Genomic DNA, 18,408 nt, shown 5'->3' with positions numbered 1-18,408 from the left:
ATGACACGCTTTCTGGGGTTGAGGCGGCTCGCGCCCGCTCCGGGCCTACGCTGTGGCGGTGACCAGTGTCGATGTCGCAGCGGGAGCCACCGCCGAGAGCGGTCCCGAGCCGCGCACCCAGTCCCTGATGCTGACCTTCTTCGGCGCTCACGTGCTGGGGCGGCCCATCGCCGTGTCGTCGGGCAGCGTGATCGCTGCTCTCGGGCGGGTGGGCAGCACTGAGGACGCGGTGCGGACCACGCTGAACCGGATGGTCAAACGAGGTCTGCTGGAGCGTCACCGCCAGGGCCGGAAGACCTACTTCGGGCTGACGTCACACGCCGTGCAGGTGCTGACGGACGGCAGGGACCGCATCTGGCGCACCGGCGCGGTCAACCGGGACTGGGACGGCCGGTGGACGATGGTGGGCTTCTCGCTGCCCGAGGCGTGGAGCCGTGAACGGCACGATCTGCGTTCCCGCCTGATCTGGGCGGGCTTCGGTCCGCTGCAGAACGGCCTGTGGGTGGCCCCGGCGCGCGTCGACGTTCGCGAGATGGTGGCGGGTCTCGGCCTGGAGGCGTATCTGAGGGTGTTCCGGGCCGAGGTGGAGTCGCCGACCGACGTCCGCGAGGTGCTGGAGCAGGCGTTCGACGTGCCGGCCATCGGTGCACGGTACCGGGTGTTCCTGGAGCGCTGGGACCGCACCGACCCGCTGCCCGCCGCGGCCTCCGGCGACGAGCTTGCAGGCCAGCTCCTGCTGCACACCGACTGGCTGGACCTGGTGCGACGGGACCCGCATCTGCCCGCAGAGCACCTGCCGGCGGACTGGCCCGCCGCCCAGGCGGAGACCGTCTTCCGCGGTCTGGCCAGCCGCTGGGAGCGCCCGGCGGCGCGCGAGGCCGCACGCCTGTTGGACACCCTGACGCTGGACTGACCCCCGCTCCCGGGCCCCGCGCGTCCGCACGCGGACCCGTCTGGCTCATTATTGGTCAGTCTATTGACGGCGATGAAAAAAGAGCCCTACATTCGCAGCGCTCTTCCAGCTAGTGCCACTAGCTCCTCCACTCGGTCCCCACTCGACCCGCGGAGCCGCCGCCATGCCCCGACCCCGTCTTTCGACCCTCGCCGCCGCCTGCGCGACTGCCCTCGCGACTGCCCTGCTCGGGCCCGCGACCGGCGCCCACGCCACCACCGCCGAGCACTACTCCGGCGCTCTGTCCGACGGCGCCACCTGGATCGCGGACAAACCCGAGCAGTGGAACGGCACCCTGCTGCTGTTCAGCCACGGCTTCGGACCGACCATCGCCGCCGACGCCCCGTCGACCGCGGCGCACCAGGCCCTGCTGGACGCCGGCTACGCCCTCGTCGGCTCCTCCTACGACCCCAACGGCTCGATGTGGGCGCTCGACTCGGCCGAGCGGGACCAGTTCGCCGCACTCACCGCCTTCCGCCGGCAGGTCGGCACCCCGACCCGGGTCATCTCGGTGGGCCAGTCCATGGGCGGCCTGATCAACGCCCAGACAGCCCGGGACGGCGCGGGACGCATCGACGGTGCGCTCGGCCTGTGCGGCCTGGTCGCGGGCGGCGTCGACCTGGACAACTACCAACTGGACGCCGAGTACACCCTGGCCACGTTCTTCGACCCGGCCGACGCCGACGCCCTGGTGAACCCGGACAGCCAGGCCGACGCCACCGCGCTCGCCGACCGCCTCACGAAGGCCGTCGAGGCGGCGCAGCAGACCCCGGCGGGGCGCGCCCGGATCGCCCTGGCCGCCGCCTACCTCAACCTGGCGGACTGGGCTCCCGGCCAGCAGCCGCCCGCGCGCGACGACTTCGCGGGCCAGGAGCAGCAGCAGTACGCCTGGCTCGCCCAGGGCCTGCTCGGCTTCATCGTCCCGGCGCGCTGGTCGGTGGAGCAGTCCGCCGGCGGCAACACGTCCTGGAACAAGGGCGTCGACTACGCCAGGCTCCTGCACAAGTCCGCCCACGCCAAGCAGGTCGAAGCCCTCTACCGCGACGCCGGGCTCAACCTGCGCACCGACCTGAACCAGCTCACCCGCGGTGCGGACATCACGGCCGACCCGGCCGCCGTGGCTCATCTGAAGCGGACCTCCACCGCCGGACAGGGCCTGGCCGTGCCGTTGCTGGACATCCACACCACCGCCGACCAACTGGTGCCCGTCGAGCAGGAGTCGGCCCTCGCCCAGCGGGTGCGCAGGGCCGGTGACTCCGCGCTGCTGCGCCAGGCCTACGTCGCCCGCCAAGGCCACTGCAACTTCACCACCGCCGAAGTGGTCGCCGCCTTGCACGCCGTGGAGCACCGGCTCGACACCGGGCACTGGGACGACGCCGCGACCGCGCGCGAACTCCAGCACAGCGCCGACGAGTTGGGTCTCGACGGCGCCGCCTTCACCGACTACCGGCCCAGTCGCCTGACGGGCATCCGCTGATCGCGAAGCGTCCCCTCCGTACCCCGAGCTTCCCGCCCCTCAGGAGCCCTCCGTGTCAATGACGACCGAACCCTCCGCCAAAACCGCCACCGCCACCGGCCCCGGCCTGACCACCGGCACCCTGGTCGCCGGTCTCCTCGCCGTCTGCCTCGCCCAGATCGGCCTGGCCATACCGGCCACTCTCAACGGCCTGTTCCAGTCCGACCTGCACCCGGTCGGCTCGCAGCTCACCTGGATCTCCGACGCCTTCCTGCTCCCGGTCGCCGTACTGGAGCTGACCTTCGGCCTGCTAGGCGACCTCTTCGGCCGCAAGCGGCTGTTGGTCGGCGGCGCATCGCTGCTGGCCGTGGGCGAGCTGGTCAGCGCCACCGCCTCCGGCGTCCACCAGCTGTGGGCCGGACAGGCCCTGGCCGGCCTGGGCGCTGCTGCCCTGTTCCCGACCTCGCTGGCCATCCTGGCCGCCGGCACCACCTCGCCCGCACAGCGGGCCCGGGTCATCGCGATGTGGGCGGCCCTGCTGTCCACCGGCGGGTTCCTCGCCCCGCTGCTCGGCGGCGTCACCGCCACCTACGGCTCGTGGCGCTGGTCCTTCGTCGTCGTCACCGCCGTCGCCGCGGCGAGCGCCGCCGTCAGTGCCCGGTTCGCCGTCAACTCCAGTGCCCCCGAGGGCCGTTCACTCGACATCGCAGGCCAACTGACCATCGGCCTGGGCCTCTTCTCCCTGCTCTACGCCATCATCCAGGGCCCGACGGACGGCTGGGCCTCGCCCTCGATCGTCATCGCCTTCGTGCTGGCCGCGCTCTTCCTCGCCGCGTTCGTCCTGGCCGAGAAGCGCGCCAAGTCCCCACTGCTGCGCCTGGACCTGTTCCGCAACCGTGCCTTCGCGGTCGCCTCGATCGTGGCCGTGGTGGGGATGTTCGCCTTCCTGGGCACCGCCTACTCCGTCAGCATCCGCCTGGGCCCGGTGCAGGACCAGGCGCCGATGCGGACGGGCCTGGCATTCGTGCTGCTCAACGGCATCACGCTCGCGATGCTGCCGCTGACGGAGCGGCTGCTGCGGACGGTGGCACCGGGACTGTTGCTGGGCGGCGGACTGCTGCTGATCGCGGCGGGCGACTACCTGGCGGCCACACTGCCGATCACCGACACCGCCTTCACCTCGCTGATCCTGCCGCTCGGCCTGGTGGGCTTGGGCTTCGCCATCACCGTCTCCTCGATCACGGCAACGGCCGTCAACACCGTGCCGGTGCACCTGGCCGGCATGGCGAGCGCCACCACCAACCTGCTGCGCGACTTCGGCTTCACCCTCGGCCCGGCCGTCATCGGTGCGGTGGCCCTGAGCCGCGCGGCAAGCAACTTCTCCGACTCCCTGCACGACTCCGCCCTCCCAGAAGCACTGAAGGGCGCGGGCACGGCCGTACTGGAAGAGGGCGGCCCCCTCGCGGTGAACGGCGCCTCGGAGGCGTCACCGAAGCTGGCCGACCTGCACCCACTTGCCATGGACGCCCTCGGCCACGGCTACTCGATCGGCTTCGTGGTCTGCGGATCGGCCGCACTGGTCTCCGCCCTGCTGGCCCTGGCCACACTCCGCGGCCGAGCCGTCTCACGTGAAGATTCCTCAGCGCAGTAGTACGGCGAGGGGCGAACCCGCTCTCCGAACTAAGCCAAACTGCAGGTCAGTTGGCCCTCTTCATGCGAGTCTGTTGTCGGATCCCTGGCAGGTCTAAGGTCGGCGGATGACCTTGGAATGGGAACAGGTAATTGTTCACTCGGTGGATCCGGTGGCCTTGGGGCAGTGGTGGGCCGATGCTCTTGGTTGGGTTGTGGTCCACTCCTCTGATGAGGAGTTCGAGATCCGCCCGGAGCCGGATCGCCTGCCGGGGTTGGACTTCGTCCGGCTTGAAGAGAGCAAGAAGGCCAAGAGCCGACTGCATCTCGACTTCAGGCCTGATGACCAGGCTGCCGAGGTGGCTCGTCTGGTGGCTCACGGCGCACGGCGTGTTGATATCGGCCAGGGTGATCAGTCGTGGGTTGTCTTGGCAGACCCCGAGGGCAACGAGTTCTGTGTCCTTGGCCAGCGGCGTCAGTGACTGAGCGTTTGGGCTAGCTTTTCCTTGGCGCCCTCAAGGGTGGTCTCAAAGCCCTTCCCGTCGCCGAGCCAGCCTTTCCCGTTGGGCCTCGGCGATGTGGTCGATGAGCGCGTACACCAAAACCTGCCCGGGCGGGACCCGGGCGGCCGCCCGGGGTGAAGTACCGACACCCAGCGTTGAAACACGACGTCGGACGTATGCCTCGCCACCGGCGAGGCATACGTCCGCCCCGCTCACCACAAGACAGGCACCAAACCGTGCCGCGGCAGCTGAGCCTCCACGCGAACTCATCGCCGCGAACCCGACGATGTTGGATAGCGGCATGGTGAGGCGCAAGAAGGAGAAGGAGAAGCGGCCTCCCTTCGGCATTCCGAAGGGGATCGTCCTGTTGGCGACGCCGGACGGCTGGCGCCACAGCGTCCTCACCGTGGAAGGCGGAGTGCTCTGCGGGCGCCTGGACGTGCCGATCAACGCCGACCCACAAGACGCGCGGGCCGCGGCGGCCGCGATGGTGACGGGACTCGCACGCGACTTCCACGGCACCGACGTTGAGGTGAACTGGGATCTACCCCAGGAGCCTCGGTCGTGGACCGCCCAAGTCACCCTCGCGGCCGGAAACGAGACCGCCTCGCCGGGCGCTGGAGGTTAAACGGCAAGCTCAGTGCGTGTTCTCGACCCGCGCTGGCCACAAGAACGTCAACGGGCACCACTCGCTATCCCCTGGCGTGGTCCTTCTGGCGACAGCGGGTGCGGGGTCAGTCGGCGAGGGCGGCCCCAGGCCCTCATGGCTCTTGACCTTGCCCAAAGGTGAAGGCCGACACTGTCTGTGGCGATCAAGCCGGCGACCTGAGCCCTTGTCTCTGACCGAACCCGGATGAGAGGGAGCCTGCGTGGACGACGATGCTCTCCTGGCAGAACAGATGGCCTACTACAGGGCCGGCGCGGCCGAATACGACCGGCCCTATGCAGAGTACGAAGACCTGCAGAGGTTGCTGGCTGTCGTCGATGACCTCCCGATTGCCGGGGATGTGCTGGAGTTGGCCTGCGGAACGGGCCAGTGGACCCCCCTGCTCGCCGCGCGGGCGCATTCGGTGACAGCTGTCGACGCGGCAACCGAAGTGTTGGCCCTCGCTCGGGCGCGTACCGCATCCCCCTCCGTCCAGTTCCTTCAGGCCGACCTGTTCCAGTGGCAGCCGCCACGACGCTACGACACCGTGTTCTTCGCCTTCTGGCTCTCCCATGTCCCGCCGACGCGGTTGCCCGACTTCTGGAACACCGTCGCCGGCGCACTCGCGCCAGGCGGCAAAGCGATCTTCATCGACGACGGCCCCGCCGCAGCCGCGTACGAGGAAGTCCTCGCGAACCAGCCGGCCCCGGCGGCGCTGCGCCGACTCGATGACGGCAGCCAGTACCGCATCGTGAAGGTATTCCATGATGCTCAGACCCTCACGGACGACCTCACAGCGCTGGGGTGGTCGATCGGCATCCGGCCCATGGGCGGGAACTTCATCGGCATTGCAGAACCGCCGACCACCCCGGGCTAAGAACCCGCAACCGCGCCAGCATCTGAGCGAGGCTGCTGGTGGTGTGCTTGTCGGTCATCTCACGCATCGAGGAGAGCTCGCCTTCGGCGGCGACCAGGGTCGGCGACGCGCGTCCCGATGGCGGCGACCTCGCCGAGCCACCCCTGCTCCATTGCTCCCTTCAGGCGGTCGAGAACGCTGTCCTCGAACTCCTCTGGCCGGGGCATCTGGCCGGGATCGGACCGGAGTTGAGGGCATCTGACACACGCTTCTCTGAACTGGCGGGATCGTGATTCTGTCGGCCCGTCTCAGCGCCAGGAACTACTGTCGCGAGCATGGTCGAACACGATGCCTTCAGTGCCACCCGCGAGGCCTATGACGTTGCTGCCCCCACCTATGCGCAGCTGTTCCGCGACGAGCTGCGTAACAGGCCTTTGGACCGCGCGATCCTGGGTGCCTTCGCCGAGGTCGTAAGTGCGGATGGGGACGGTCGTGTCGCCGACTTGGGGTGTGGTCCTGGCCATATCACCGCTTATCTGGGTGAGTTGGGGTTGGCGGTGTTTGGTGTTGATGCTTCTCCTGCGATGGTCGAGTTGGCTCGACAGGCTTATCCGGGCCTGCGGTTCGACGTGGGCTCGATGGCCGCGTTGAAGATCGCTGACGGCGTGCTGGGTGGCGCACTCTCACGTTGGTCCATCATCCACACTCCGCCGCAAGAACTCCCCGCCATCTTGGCGGAGTTCCACCGCGTTCTGGCACCTGGCGGCCACATTCTGGTCGGCTTTTCGGCAAGCGATGATCCGTCTCACCCGACGCAGGTCTTCGATCACGCTGTCGTGCCGGCCTATCGATGGTGGCCTGATCACCTCGCCGCGATGCTGCGCGAGTCCGGGTTGGCCGAAGTGGCCCGGATGGTTCGCGAGCCTCAGCCCACCGACCGACGGCAGTTCCAGGAGATTCAACTGCTCGCCCGCAAAGCCTGAGGGCTGTCCTGGCAATGATCGAAGTGATGCGTGGGGACCAGTCGTCACGCCTCCTGGTAGAGGTTGACGATGTTGCCGTCTGGGTCACGCAGCCACACCGATCGGCGTCCCCACGGCTGGGTTGTCGGCGGCTTGAGAATCTCAACACCCCGGGCCAGCAGACGCTCGTGGCGTGCGTCCACGTCAGCGACCTGGAACTCCGTCGCCGCCCGCTGGACATCTCTTCAGCCCAGGTGTGGCGATTGAGCAGGCGTGTAGCTGCGGACCGCTTTCGCGACGCAGGCAGTCGGAGGTGTCGCATTCCGATACCGTCGATGTGATGTGGATCACTCTCCGGGGGCTTCGCGTCAGGCATGCGCGATCATGACCGGAATGGACGCTAGTTTCCTTGGCATCGCTGAGCTGGTCGAAGCCCCGTCCGTGGCGGTCGTAGTCGACGTCATGCGTGCTTTCACGGTGGCTGCCTGGGCCTTTGCCCAGGGGGCGGAAAAGATCGTTCTTGCTGAGTCGCTGGACCAAGCCCTGGCGCTCAAGGCCCGCCACCCGGATTGGGTGGCGCTCAAAGACGGTCCTCCCGCGCCCGGGTTCGACATGGTCAACTCACCAGGCCTGCTGCGGTCTGTTGACCTTGGCGGACGGACTGTTGTCCAGAAGACCACGGCAGGCACGGTCGGCGCCCTCGCCGTCAAGGAGGCGCCGCTGGTGCTCTGCGCCAGCTTCGTGGTGGCGGAGGCAACGGCTCAGCTCTTGCGGACGCGCGAGAGTGTCAGTGTCACGTTCGTGGTCACTGGCGACGATGGGCAGGCCGATGAAGATCTGGCGTGCGCTCAATACATCGCTCGGAGGGCCACCGAGGCTGGAACGGATGCTGCTGAGTTCCTCCGCCGCGCTGCCGAGTCGCGCGCCGCCGCCGAACTGGCGGAGGGGGTGCGCCAAGGAGTCCATCCTGATGACGTTGCGCTCTGTCTTGAGGTCGACCGGTTCCCCTTTGCCATGGTGGCGACCTTGGAAGGCTCGCTCATGGTCCTGCGTCCACACGCGACGCCTTCGCCGGCTGACGAGGACCCGGCCTGATCGCTGGTGAGGTCTACTTCCAGCATGCGAGAGCGAGCACCCTGTCGGGCTTGCGGTATCAACTGCATGTCCCGATGGCGGTGGTTCGGGGCGGCGGCAGGCGGCTGACCCAAATTGTTGTTGCGGCGGCGGCTTCGCGGAGCCGGATGATCTCCTCGTACTGTGCGGCGAGCCGGGCCGGGGCCTGGGTGCGGAAGTCCGTGAGCTGATCGACCTCTTGCGCTGCCTGAGGCAGCCGTTCCTGAGCTTGGTGTTCTCTGCCTTGAGCCCTTGAGCCCTTGAGCCCTTGAGCCCTTGAGCCGGGCGATCTGGGCCTCGCGAGGATCGGGGATCTCACCGGCCTCACACATGGCGTGGGCGAGTTGGAGCCACCGGGTGAAGTCCCGTGCCTCGGCTCGGGTCGCCGATGGCGTCCCGCCGCGTGGTGTAGCCGGGCAAGGTTCGTGAACGCGCGTGTTGATCTCGGCAGCCCCACGGTGGTTGACTCCTGGCTCTGGTCCCACAACACGGACACGAGGCGCCCATGTCGGCAGCACAAGACGGCGATGGAGTCGACGCAAGCGCCGACTGGGCCGATGAGCACCGCTTCGAGGTGATCATCAGCATCCCCGTGGTCCGCAACGCAGTCAGCAGTTGCGCAGCACACGCACGCGTTCCCATGAGCGCTGAGGAATTTCTCGCGACGGCAGCCGTGGTATTCCCGGCCCTCGGCAAGGCCATACACCGTGGGGCCGTAGCCCGTGGGCGCGGGCGGGCACTGAAGCGGGGCTGGCGAACCGGCAAATCGCAGGCGGCTGAGATACGTGCACCCATAGGCCGAGTCATCGCCTCCGTTCTGTGCTCCATGGCTTTCCACGGCCAAGTAGTTCAGTCCGTGGAGCAGCGGGAGGACGGATGCACCCTGATCGCCGAGATCCCCTCCGACCGCAAGACCTTCGGCGGCGTACTACAGGTACGCATCGACCGCAGTGCCAACCGCAGCACCACCCTGGACGCGCAAGCGGAGATCCCTGGGCAGCTCTACGACTGGGGAAAGAGCAAGCAGACCCTCGCCGACTTATTCGCCGACGTCCTGGCCCTCCCCGGCTCCAAGACACTTGGACCTGGGATCGCGGCCGCGCCTCCCGCTCCCTGAGCAGGGGGCGCCTTGTCCCACAGGATCTCCAGCATCCACAGGAAACCTGTACCAGCGCAGCAGATCCATGCCGTACGACCGGATCGTGGTCGCCGGCTTGGAGCACGCGTGCAGTCCGGCGAACCATTCCGCCGCCGGCTCGATGACGACGTCTGCGGGGTCGAGCAGCCTGTAGGGCTCCTCCGCCTTCCCCGTCGCGCGCAGCAGATCTGGACCCGCTGCGGCGAGGTTGTCTTCCGCGGGGGCACGCAGGGGCACACCGTGACGCCGGGACGAATACCCGGATCAGTTGGCTGGCCCGCTATCAGGCGCTGGCCCGTCGGATCGACCGCCTCCAACGGTCAATGCGAGTTGATGGAGTTGGCGCTCAGGTGGCGAATGTAGCTGTCGATGCAGGCGAAGGTGGCTTCCGGTTGTTCTATCTGGGGCAGGTGGCCTGCTTCAGGGATGACCTGGAGTCGACCGTTGCCGAAGGCGTTGGCGTATGCCGCGCCGTAGGCGGGGGTGACGATGCGGTCGCTCTCTCCCCAGAGCAGGAGAGTGGGGAGGTCGATACGCCGCAGCCGGCGGAGCAGTTTGGGGTCATGCATGGAGGGGTCGCCCGCGAGGACGCGCATGGTGGCCATGTTGCCCTGCTGAACGGCGAGTTGTTCGGCGGGTATGCCGGCGGGGTCACGGTAGAAGCGGGCCGAGTCGTGCCAGGCGTACTCGGCTACGCCGTGGGCGTCGAGGGCGAAGAAGTCGGTGATCGGTTCGGCCTCGACGTGCACTCCGACAGCGTCGATCAGGACGAGTCCCGTGATGATTCCCGCGGTGTCGCGCACGGCCATCTCGGCGGCGGTCCAGCCGCCGAGCGAGGAGCCGACGACGAGCACATCGCGTAGCCCGAGGTCTTGGAGGTAGTGCAGGTAGGCGAGCGCGAGATCGTCGATGCCGGTCAGCCATGCAGGGCGGGGGGTGCCGTCCCAGCCGGGGTGTATGGGTGTGATGGTGTGCATGGTCTCGGCGAGATGGCCCGCGAGCCCGGCGACGGTGGCCGGCCCCCCGCCGCCGTGCAGGATCAGGGCGGGCCTGCCGGTGCCGGCCTCGGACAGGGTGAGGGACAGGTCTGGGTACTGCGCAACCGCGTGGTCTGTGAACATGCCCCCACCCTAACTAAAGATGTTTATATAAGCTAGCTTAGTCATCGCCTAGACTGGTTCCATGCCCGATGAACTGCAAGCCCTTGGAAGAGCCGTCAAGTACGCCCAGTACCAGCAGCACCGGGCGCTCGACAGCCGGCTCGCGACTGCCGGCACGACGCTGGCCCAGTGGGATGCCCTCCGCGCGATCAGCCGCTCACCCGGGGCATCGGCCCGCGCACTTGCTGCGGCGACGTTCCAGAGCGAGCAGGCATTCGGAACGCTCGCCGGCCGCTGTGCGGCCCAGGGCCTCATCGAGCGCCGGCCGGGCAACGGTCGACGGATCGAGCACTATCTCACTCCCGCCGGTGAACGGGTCCTCAAAGCAGGGCATCAGATCGCCGACGAGGTCCTCGCCGCGTGCTACTCCGCGCTCTCCCCGGCTGACCGCGCGACCCTGCTCGACCTGCTTCAACGCATCGACGAACGCGGGGGCGCGTAGTCCGGATGGCTGGACGTCGAGGGCAACCGGTACTGCGATCAGCCCTCACGTTCGCCACTGAACGTGACATCGAAGTTGGCCATCCCTGCGGAAATTCGAGTGGCCGCTGACAGCCGAGCCAGCCGCAAACGTGATCCAGAACCACGGGTTCACCCGTCGCCGACAAGTACCTGCGTACGCAGACCAAACTCGCCGACGGGAATGGGCCGGCATGGTACGAGTGAACGTGCCCGGCTTGGCGACGGGTTGAATGGTCGGCCGAAGGCTCGGACTTCTTGTGGCCCCTGCCCGAGGATTGGATGATCGGGTTCATGGTCATGGCTGGTGGTCCCTGGGATGCTGTCCCGCTGCCCGCGCTTTTCCCACAGCTCTCGGCCAGTGAGACAGAGGTCCTGCGGCGCGCGGCCCGCACGATTGATGAGGCACGCATAGGAGAGCCTGAGCCGGAATGGCTGTGGGCATCACATCACGCCGCGTTCCCCGGCCCGGGGCCAGGTGCTGCGGTGATCTTGCTCGCGGACATCGCCGGGCCTGCTGGTCCGGGCGATCAACTTGAGTTCCTGCTCGATGTCTCCTGGACGGACCAGGGAGAGCTGTCGGTCAGCGCGGTGGTGAACGTGGCCTGTTGGTGTGACGTCGACCATGCGACTCATGACGCCGATGGCCTGCATGTGGTCATCGGCGGTGAGACATCGCTGAGTCAGGCGTTTCAGGCAGGCGCCGACCGGCTGTTGGGCTGGCTGGCAGACCCCCGCGATCCGGACTACTGGCGGGACCGGGCCGGGCTACCCGCCCGTTGAGTACTCGGCCGCGTTTCTCGTTCAGGCGACGTTGGAGTCGCGTTCGATAGCCTTGAGGCGATTCTTGGGCCGGTAGCCGGTCAGTCAGGACATCGTCCTCTCGACCACCACCGGCGCCGTCCGAGCCGTTGCGACGACTCGACGCCCTTGCGGGCGATGCGGACACCGATCCGTCTGCCGCGTCACCATTTCCGCAGGTGGGGGATGTCGTATGCCTTGTCGCCGTGGAGGCGTTGTGAGTTCGCCCCCCCCCTTTTAGCGCGGACGTGGGCGGAGTCGAGGACGGCACGTGAGAGATAAAGGAGGCCGGCGTCGTCGAGCCGGTGCAGGATCTCCTCGTGGAGCCGGCCCCGGACTCCGGCCCTCGACCAGATCAGGAAGCGCCGATGGGCCGTCGACTTCGATACCCCGAAGCAGGGTGGTAGAGCCCGCCAAGCGCACCCGCTGAACAGGACGTAGATGATGGCCGCGAACAGCGTCTCATCAGGAGTGTCCTGCGTCCCGCCGCCCTGTGGCCGCTCCCTCGACGGTGGGATGAGCGGTTCTGCGATCTCCCACAACCCGTCCGGAACAATCCAGCTCCACGTCCCCCGCCCCATACCGAGACCAACGACGCCGCCCACATAGGACACGGTCTCAGGACGTGTCGCAAAGTCGGCTTCCCGACTGCACGGCCAACGGCCTTGCCCGGCTGCCCGGACAGGGGCAGCCCTCCCTGAAATCACTTCGCCCGTGCTCGCCTCGTCCGGTACGGTCGCGGGATTGTTTTCGCTGCTGGGCGCCGCGAGGTTCGCGTGTGGCCTCCCCTGCAGTTCCCACGCTGAGAGTAGGTTTCGTCGATGGCATGTCGTATCAGTGAGCTCGTGCTCGGTTGCCGCGACCCTGAGGCGCTGGCGCGGTTCTGGTGCGAGGTCCTGGACTTCGTCGTGCTCGGTCGCGAGGACGACGGCTCGATGGAGATCGGGCCGCGCGAAGGGTTCGGCGGTCTGCAGCCGACGATCTTCCTCAGTCGCAGGGATGAGCCGGAGAAGGGGAAATCCCGGCTGCACATCGACGTCAACGCCACCGACCGCGATCAGGACGCCGAGCTCGAACGCCTTCTCAAGCTCGGTGCTCGCCCGGCCGACATCGGCCAGACAGGGGAGGAGCCGTGGCACGTCCTGGCCGACCCCGAGGGCAATGAGTTCTGTCTGCTCAAGGCCCGCCTCGCCGCACTCTGATGCTCATCGGTCACGTCTCGGCAGCAGGGACTTGGGGTCTGCCGCGAAGTCCGGCGCGACGGGCGTGTCGTGATCGTGAAGCAAGTGAGGTCTCCGGTAGAGGGTTCATCGGCCAAGAAGAACCTGAACACCGGAGACCTCGTGGCCACCCTGGCGGTGACGAGGCGGCTTGGCTTGACCGATGAGCAGTGGGCGCGGCTGGAATCGCTGTTGCCTGTGCCCAGGTGTTCGGGTCGGCCGTCAGCGTGGACGAGACGGCAGCTCATCGACGGGATCAGGCGGCGGGTCCGTCTGATAGCCGCCAGATTCGAGGGGCGTCGCGGACTGTCAGGGGTCGCTATAGGCCATCGCGGGGCGACGCTCGAAGAGTGTCTTGACCGGCCGTGGCGCTCCCGCACCCTCCGGAAGCCGGGCGGACCCGCTTCGGTGACTGAGCGCTCTGGTTGGCCCGACTGGTCAACCAGAGCGCCCAAAGGAAGTGCTGGCCGGCGCGGTTGCCGGAGGCGGGGCACCACCCCGGCGTCCGGTCAGCGGGTGGCGAGGAACTCGAGCGTGTCGATCACGCGGTTCGAGAAGCCCCACTCGTTGTCGTACCACGCGACCACCTTGACGTGGCGGCCGTCGACGCGGGTGAGGGCCGAGTCAAAGATCGACGAGGCGGGATTGCCCGTGATGTCGGACGACACGAGCGGGTCGTCCGAGTACTCGAGGATGCCGGCGAGCGGCCCCTCCGCTGCGGCGCGGTACGCCGCCAGCACGTCGTCGCGCGTCACGTCGCGGGCGACGGTCGTGTTCAGTTCGACGATCGAGCCCACCGGCACCGGTACGCGGATCGAGTCGCCCGACAGCTTGCCGTTGAGGTTCGGCAGCACCAGCCCGATCGCCTTGGCGGCGCCGGTCGTGGTCGGCACGATGTTGACGCTGGCGGCTCGGGCGCGACGGGCGTCGCGGTGCGGACCGTCCTGCAGGTTCTGCTCCTGCGTGTAGGCGTGCACCGTCGTCATGAACCCGTGCTCGATACCGGCGAGTTCGTCGAGGACCGCGGCCAGCGGCGCGAGCGCGTTGGTGGTACAGGAGGCGTTCGAGACGATCGTGTGCACGGCCGGGTCGTAGGCGTCGGTGTTGACCCCGAACGCGAGCGTGACGTCGGCGCCGTCCGACGGCGCGCTGACGAGAACCTTCCTCGCGCCCGCGTCGAGGTGGGAACGGGCGGCCTTGGCCGAGGTGAAGCGGCCGGTGGCTTCCAGGACGATGTCCACGCCGAGTTCGGCCCACGGCAGCTGCGCCGGTTCGCGCTCGGCCAGCACCGTGATCCGACGGCCGTCGACGACGAGGGCGTCCCCGTCGACGGTCACCGGGCGCCCGAGCCGGCCGGCCGTGCTGTCGTAGGCGAGCAGCCGGGCGAGAGTGGCGGGCTCCGTCAGGTCGTTGACGGCGACGACCTCGAGGGCGCTGTCGCGCTCCAGCAGCGCGCGCAGCACATTGCGTCCGATGCGGCCGAATCCGTTGATGGCGATGCGAGTCATGAGTGATGTCCCTTCCCTTCGCCACCAGGGTCGCCCGCGGCTCGCGCCGCTGACAGTGGCGAGATCGCCATGGTTCAAAAGGATCCCGCCACGCGGTGCCGGGCGGATCACTCGCCCCGGGTGAAGGTGCGCCGGTACTCGCTCGGTGTGGTGCCGAGGATGCGCTGGAAGTGCAGGCGCAGGTTCGCGCCGGTGCCGAGCCCCACGTCGGCGGCGATCTGTTCGACGCTGCGCTGCGAGCGCTCGAGCAGTTCGCGGGCCAGGTCGATGCGGGCGCGCATCACCCACTGCATCGGCGTGTAGCCGGTCTCCTCGACGAAGCGCCGGGAGAACGTGCGCGGCGAGACCTCGGCCTGCCGCGCCAGTGTGTCGAGGGTGAGGGGCTCGCCGAGCCGGTGCAGCGCCCACTCGCGGGTGGCGGCGAACCGCTCGCCGAGTGGCTCGGGGACGCTGTGCGGTACGTACTGGGCCTGGCCGCCGCTGCGGTAGGGGGCGGCAACCAGACGCCGGGCCGCGTGGTTGGACGCGGCCACTCCGAGGTCGCCGCGCACGATGTGCAGGCACAGGTCGATGCCGGAGGCGGCGCCGGCCGAGGTGAGCACGCTGCCCTCGTCGACGAACAGCACGTTCTCGTCGACCTGGATGAGCGGATGCCTGGCCGCGAGTGCCCGCGTGTAGTGCCAGTGCGTCGTGGCGCGCCTGCCGTCGAGCAGGCCCGTGGCGGCGAGCGCGAAGGCGCCCGTCGAGATGGCGGCGAGCCGCGCGCCCCGGTCGTGGGCCGCGATCAGTGCCTCGACGACGGCCTGCGGCGGGTCGTCGCGGTCCGGGAACCGGTAGCCGGGGATGAAGACGATGTCGGCCCACGCAAGCGCGTCGAGGCCGTGGGCGACGTAGTACGCGAGGCCATCGCCGCCGGTCACGAGACCGGGTGTCGCCCCGCACACCCGCACCTCGTACGGCATGCTCGCGCGGGTCGTGAAAACCTGCGCGGGAATTCCGACATCGAGCGGCTTCGCACCCTCGAGCACAAGGACGGCGACGCGATGCAGGCGGGGTGCAGGCACAGGAAGAGGTTACGTGGGGCGTGACCTCGATACGCCCACGGCGCGGACCGGGCACACGACACACCGGCCGGGCTGACTTCCACGTTGCAGTCCACCGCCCGTCCCACCCGGCCAACGATCAGTTGGCCCAGAGGAAATCCCTGGACGCCGTACGAACTGATCACGAACTCAGCCGTCGTGTCAGAACAAGCAGGCGATGAGCTCCTCCCTGCTGGTCACGCCGGTCTTGCGGTAGACCGCCTTGAAGTGGTCGTTCACCGTGTGCGGTGACAGGTCGAGCCGGCGGGCGATCTGCTTGGCGGCCTGCCCCTGCAGAGCCTCCTCGATGACCGTCCGCTCCCTGGCGGAGATGCCGTACCACTGGGCGAGCGCGGGCAACAGCTCAGTGGCCGGGGCGGGCTGGAGGGTGACCACGACATCGCCCGCCATCGCGCCGTCGAGCAGCTGCGCCTGCAGCGAGAACCATCCCAGCGGAGTGGGGGCGCGCGTGATCGCAGGCATGCCCGTGCGCCGAACGGTGTAGGTGATGTGCCAGATGAAGCTGAACAGCTCCTGGTCACTGGCGGGGTAGACGCCGGGCAGGATCCCGCGCAGCGCAGCGCGTCGCGTCCCGCCGATGTCGCCCCCGCGATCTCGTCGTTCTTACCGACGACAACGACGGCAGACGGGAACCGCACCTGCCGGGGGCGCAGCGGCTTGTCCGTCACGTACCGCGTCACGGCCGAGGCGAGCGGCTGTGCCAGCTCGGCGCCACGCACGGTCTCCGCCGGTGAGAACGGCCTGGAGCCCCGCTCACGCAGCAGCACCAGCACGCCCCAGGTGACGCCGTGTTGGGTCAGGGCGATGCACAGCTCGCTGCCGTAGTTGCCGGCGGCCATGATGCGGTGCAGGCGGCGCGTCTCGCGGCACGGGTCCTGCGAGCCCGCGCCGAGCACGATGGCCGGGCAGGGGCCGTGGATGAGATCGGCGACGGGCCTGCGGGTCCTCCCGAGGGTGTTTGCCTGATCCATCCGGCGCCGTGCGTCGCTGCTGCAGCTGTTCTCACACGCCAGGAAGCACCGCGCGCCGGTGACCGGGTCGAACCCGGAGAGTAAATACCCGTCGTGCGACAGGACCCGGCTGAGATGGCGCGAGAGCACGCCGCCCAGCTCCGCCACGGTCCCCGCTCGCGCCGCAGCTTCCGGCACCGTGCGACCCACCGAGTCCACCGCATTCGTCCCCATAACCATGTATTGAGATTGGCAGCCGCCCTTCCGCAACTCCAACCAAATCGCGGCTGACATTGCCCTCTGGGGTCTCGACGATCACGTACCCGTTCTTGTTCGGCACCGACCCGGGTGACCGTGTTGTAGCCCTGCGGGCCCGCCGCATGGCTCAGCCGCCACCGCTTCACCAGCTCCGCACTCAACTCGTCGAGCTCTCGCGGCACAGGGTCCTGCTGGGCGTCGAACGTCGCGAACTGCTCCGGGAATTGCTAGGTCACCTTGGACGAGAGATGGCTCGACCACAGTCCCGCTCCGACCGTCATCATCACGGGCATCTACGTGGGGGCGCAGTGGCAGAGCCGGTGAAGGTCCGCGGACTCACCTGACGAGAGTTGTGCGGGGTCGGCGGGCGCGCGGTCAGAACCAGTGCAGGCAGTGCGGGGAGCGCTCGGCGCGGAAGAGGGCATCAGCGAGGGTGGCCGCGCCCGGGCGGTGGGCCCGGATGTGTCCGGCGCGCACGAGTGTGCTCGGGGCGGTGCCGCCGAGGTACACCGAGCCCAGGTCGCTCACGTCCAGGGACAGGTCGGGCTCCCGGTCCGTCAGGACACAGTCGGCCTTGCCGTCCCGGACGGTCAGCAGGTAGCGGCCGTGCTCGCCGAGGAACGGGTCGTCGACGTCGAGGACGAGCTCGCCGTCCATGAACCAGCCGCGAGCGGTCAGCGCACGCGGGATGTCCAGCAGCCGCACCCAGAGCCAGTCGGTGTCGTTGCTCACCTCGCCGGCGCGGAAGTCCGCAAGCTGCCAGCGCAGCGGGTGCTCGGGCGGGAAGTGCTTGAACACGACCTGAGTGACCAGGTCGTGTCCGAGCAGGAACCGGGCCAGGGCCGTGGAGACGGCGTCGTCGATGGCGATGGTCTCGTCGACCGTCAAGGTCTCGGACTCGCCGATCGAGTAGCTGGCGTACCCGTCCGGGACGCCGTCGGCGTCACGGTGGACGGCGACGTAGCGCGGCGCGGGAGAGATCGGGGGCTGCCCCGCGCCCAAGGCCCACCAGCGGTGCGGTCGGGACAGCGCGCCGGGCTGTGCGCGGCGGTACCGGTCGTAGACCTCTTCCAGGATCTCGCCGCACTCGGCACGCCGCAGCAGCTCGACCGAGCCGGTGACCGAGCCGGTCGCTGGGGCGTCGGCCGTTCCGCGCGCACGGGGGAGGGCGAGGGCGGCCTTGTGGCGCGGCACCGTCAGCCGCGCCGTGTAGGTCGCCGGTCCGTAGCCGAACCTGCCGTAGATCGGGGCTTCAGAGGCCAGCAGTACGGAGAGGAACTCCCCTCGGGCCCGCAGATCGGTGAGCTGATGCCGCATCATCGCGCTGAGCACGCCCTGGCGTCGGTGCGAGGGCAGGACGCCGACGGCGGTCACCCCGGCGGCCGGGGCCAGGATCTCACCGGGCAGGGTGAGCTCGAAGGAGTAGACGGCGGCGGTGCCGACGGGCCGCCCGTCCGCCGTCATGGCGAGCAGGCTGCGGTCCATTTCGTACGCCGCCCAAAAGACCCCGCCGCCATCGGTCGGGGTTTCCGGGAAGCGCCCGAACGCGGCATGGACGGTGTCGACGAAGACGTCGAGATCCTGCTCGGTCGTGGGACGGATCTCCATTGCTGCCGCTGCCTCCTTGGGATATCGGCACCACAACTCGTGGTGTCCCGCCACAGTGCAGCGTTGACCAGTGGCCAGGTCAATCG

General features: G+C 68.7%; 18 protein-coding genes and 2 pseudogenes. 13 read left to right on the top strand and 7 right to left on the bottom strand.

All coding sequences use genetic code 11. From position 1 onward, the window contains the following. Positions 1-52: 52 nt before the first annotated feature. The 8 genes from OIC96_RS01555 to OIC96_RS01520 all read left to right on the top strand — a co-directional run bounded on the left by OIC96_RS01555 (position 53) and on the right by OIC96_RS01520 (position 7,025). Positions 53-913 carry a PaaX family transcriptional regulator gene (locus tag OIC96_RS01555; RefSeq protein ID WP_330309701.1) on the top strand — a complete coding sequence of 287 codons (861 nt, stop codon included), beginning with the start codon at positions 53-55 and terminating at the stop codon, positions 911-913. Between the two features lie 163 nt (positions 914-1,076). Beyond that, positions 1,077-2,429 (top strand): alpha/beta hydrolase, encoded by a 1,353-nt coding sequence (locus OIC96_RS01550; protein ID WP_330309702.1) that lies wholly within the window; start codon positions 1,077-1,079, stop codon positions 2,427-2,429. Between the two features lie 58 nt (positions 2,430-2,487). Then, positions 2,488-4,059, top strand: a complete 1,572-nt coding sequence (locus tag OIC96_RS01545; protein ID WP_330309703.1) for an MFS transporter — start codon at positions 2,488-2,490, stop codon at positions 4,057-4,059. A 106-nt stretch (positions 4,060-4,165) separates the two neighbouring features. After that, complete coding sequence (locus OIC96_RS01540) at positions 4,166-4,519, top strand: VOC family protein (protein ID WP_330309704.1); 354 nt, start codon at positions 4,166-4,168, stop codon at positions 4,517-4,519. A 322-nt stretch (positions 4,520-4,841) separates the two neighbouring features. Then, on the top strand, positions 4,842-5,168 hold the full coding sequence (locus tag OIC96_RS01535) for a hypothetical protein (protein WP_330309705.1): 327 nt from the start codon (positions 4,842-4,844) through the stop codon (positions 5,166-5,168). 241 nt (positions 5,169-5,409) lie between these two features. After that, the gene (locus tag OIC96_RS01530) at positions 5,410-6,063 is read left to right on the top strand and encodes a class I SAM-dependent methyltransferase (protein ID WP_330309706.1); all 654 of its coding nucleotides are present in this window, start codon (positions 5,410-5,412) and stop codon (positions 6,061-6,063) included. A gap of 47 nt (positions 6,064-6,110) precedes the next feature. After that, complete coding sequence (locus tag OIC96_RS01525; RefSeq protein ID WP_330309707.1) at positions 6,111-6,335, top strand: hypothetical protein; 225 nt, start codon at positions 6,111-6,113, stop codon at positions 6,333-6,335. Positions 6,336-6,377: 42 nt separating this feature from the next. Next, on the top strand, positions 6,378-7,025 hold the full coding sequence (locus OIC96_RS01520) for a class I SAM-dependent methyltransferase (RefSeq protein ID WP_330309708.1): 648 nt from the start codon (positions 6,378-6,380) through the stop codon (positions 7,023-7,025). Positions 7,026-7,069: 44 nt separating this feature from the next. Here OIC96_RS01520 and OIC96_RS01515 read toward each other — a convergent pair. After that, positions 7,070-7,219, bottom strand: a pseudogene (locus OIC96_RS01515) (VOC family protein); the annotation flags it as partial. A gap of 178 nt (positions 7,220-7,397) precedes the next feature. Between OIC96_RS01515 and OIC96_RS01510 the strand changes: the two are divergent. After that, positions 7,398-8,099, top strand: coding sequence for a 2-phosphosulfolactate phosphatase (locus OIC96_RS01510; protein WP_330309709.1), 702 nt, complete (start codon positions 7,398-7,400; stop codon positions 8,097-8,099). A gap of 874 nt (positions 8,100-8,973) precedes the next feature. Continuing rightward, positions 8,974-9,234 carry a hypothetical protein gene (locus OIC96_RS01505; RefSeq protein ID WP_330309710.1) on the top strand — a complete coding sequence of 87 codons (261 nt, stop codon included), beginning with the start codon at positions 8,974-8,976 and terminating at the stop codon, positions 9,232-9,234. Positions 9,235-9,575: 341 nt separating this feature from the next. Here the strand turns inward: OIC96_RS01505 and OIC96_RS01500 are convergent, their stop codons facing one another. After that, entirely contained in the window at positions 9,576-10,376 is an 801-nt protein-coding gene (locus OIC96_RS01500; protein ID WP_330309711.1) for an alpha/beta fold hydrolase, read from the bottom strand. A gap of 61 nt (positions 10,377-10,437) precedes the next feature. Here OIC96_RS01500 and OIC96_RS01495 point away from each other — a divergent pair, with 61 nt between their 5' ends. Continuing rightward, a complete protein-coding gene (locus tag OIC96_RS01495) occupies positions 10,438-10,857 on the top strand; it encodes a MarR family winged helix-turn-helix transcriptional regulator (protein WP_330309712.1) in 420 nt (139 codons plus the stop codon). A gap of 299 nt (positions 10,858-11,156) precedes the next feature. Then, entirely contained in the window at positions 11,157-11,657 is a 501-nt protein-coding gene (locus tag OIC96_RS01490; protein WP_330309713.1) for a hypothetical protein, read from the top strand. Positions 11,658-11,744: 87 nt separating this feature from the next. Here OIC96_RS01490 and OIC96_RS01485 read toward each other — a convergent pair. Next, a pseudogene (locus OIC96_RS01485) lies at positions 11,745-12,256 on the bottom strand (transposase); the annotation flags it as partial. Positions 12,257-12,496: 240 nt separating this feature from the next. Here OIC96_RS01485 and OIC96_RS01480 point away from each other — a divergent pair. Further along, positions 12,497-12,877, top strand: coding sequence for a VOC family protein (locus OIC96_RS01480; protein ID WP_330309714.1), 381 nt, complete (start codon positions 12,497-12,499; stop codon positions 12,875-12,877). A 527-nt stretch (positions 12,878-13,404) separates the two neighbouring features. Here OIC96_RS01480 and gap read toward each other — a convergent pair. The 4 genes from gap to OIC96_RS01460 all read right to left on the bottom strand — a co-directional run bounded on the left by gap (position 13,405) and on the right by OIC96_RS01460 (position 18,322). Beyond that, on the bottom strand, positions 13,405-14,403 hold the full coding sequence (gene gap, locus OIC96_RS01475) for a type I glyceraldehyde-3-phosphate dehydrogenase (RefSeq protein ID WP_330309715.1): 999 nt from the start codon (positions 14,401-14,403) through the stop codon (positions 13,405-13,407). 107 nt (positions 14,404-14,510) lie between these two features. Further along, a complete protein-coding gene (locus OIC96_RS01470) occupies positions 14,511-15,467 on the bottom strand; it encodes a GlxA family transcriptional regulator (protein WP_330309716.1) in 957 nt (318 codons plus the stop codon). A gap of 180 nt (positions 15,468-15,647) precedes the next feature. Beyond that, positions 15,648-15,968, bottom strand: a complete 321-nt coding sequence (locus OIC96_RS01465) for a helix-turn-helix domain-containing protein (protein ID WP_330309717.1) — start codon at positions 15,966-15,968, stop codon at positions 15,648-15,650. Between the two features lie 1,121 nt (positions 15,969-17,089). Further along, positions 17,090-18,322, bottom strand: a complete 1,233-nt coding sequence (locus OIC96_RS01460) for a GNAT family N-acetyltransferase (protein ID WP_330310417.1) — start codon at positions 18,320-18,322, stop codon at positions 17,090-17,092. Positions 18,323-18,408 lie beyond the last annotated feature (86 nt).

It is taken from the genome of Streptomyces sp. NBC_00775 (assembly GCF_036347135.1).
GTDB lineage: Bacteria > Actinomycetota > Actinomycetes > Streptomycetales > Streptomycetaceae > Streptomyces > Streptomyces lutosisoli.
This window is presented reverse-complemented; position numbering and strand designations above follow the sequence as displayed.

What these genes read in the sequence shown, in the direction of transcription:
- OIC96_RS01550 (WP_330309702.1), top strand. Translation starts at nt 1,077, where the DNA reads ATGCCCCGACCCCGTCTTTCGACCCTCGCCGCCGCCTGCGCGACTGCC.
- OIC96_RS01545 (WP_330309703.1), top strand. Translation starts at nt 2,488, where the DNA reads ATGACGACCGAACCCTCCGCCAAAACCGCCACCGCCACCGGCCCCGGC.
- OIC96_RS01540 (WP_330309704.1), top strand. Translation starts at nt 4,166, where the DNA reads ATGACCTTGGAATGGGAACAGGTAATTGTTCACTCGGTGGATCCGGTG.
- OIC96_RS01535 (WP_330309705.1), top strand. Translation starts at nt 4,842, where the DNA reads ATGGTGAGGCGCAAGAAGGAGAAGGAGAAGCGGCCTCCCTTCGGCATT.
- OIC96_RS01520 (WP_330309708.1), top strand. Translation starts at nt 6,378, where the DNA reads ATGGTCGAACACGATGCCTTCAGTGCCACCCGCGAGGCCTATGACGTT.
- OIC96_RS01510 (WP_330309709.1), top strand. Translation starts at nt 7,398, where the DNA reads ATGGACGCTAGTTTCCTTGGCATCGCTGAGCTGGTCGAAGCCCCGTCC.
- OIC96_RS01500 (WP_330309711.1), bottom strand. Translation starts at nt 10,376, where the DNA reads ATGTTCACAGACCACGCGGTTGCGCAGTACCCAGACCTGTCCCTCACC.
- OIC96_RS01495 (WP_330309712.1), top strand. Translation starts at nt 10,438, where the DNA reads ATGCCCGATGAACTGCAAGCCCTTGGAAGAGCCGTCAAGTACGCCCAG.
- OIC96_RS01490 (WP_330309713.1), top strand. Translation starts at nt 11,157, where the DNA reads ATGATCGGGTTCATGGTCATGGCTGGTGGTCCCTGGGATGCTGTCCCG.
- OIC96_RS01480 (WP_330309714.1), top strand. Translation starts at nt 12,497, where the DNA reads ATGGCATGTCGTATCAGTGAGCTCGTGCTCGGTTGCCGCGACCCTGAG.
- gap (WP_330309715.1), bottom strand. Translation starts at nt 14,403, where the DNA reads ATGACTCGCATCGCCATCAACGGATTCGGCCGCATCGGACGCAATGTG.
- OIC96_RS01465 (WP_330309717.1), bottom strand. Translation starts at nt 15,968, where the DNA reads ATGCCTGCGATCACGCGCGCCCCCACTCCGCTGGGATGGTTCTCGCTG.
- OIC96_RS01460 (WP_330310417.1), bottom strand. Translation starts at nt 18,322, where the DNA reads ATGGAGATCCGTCCCACGACCGAGCAGGATCTCGACGTCTTCGTCGAC.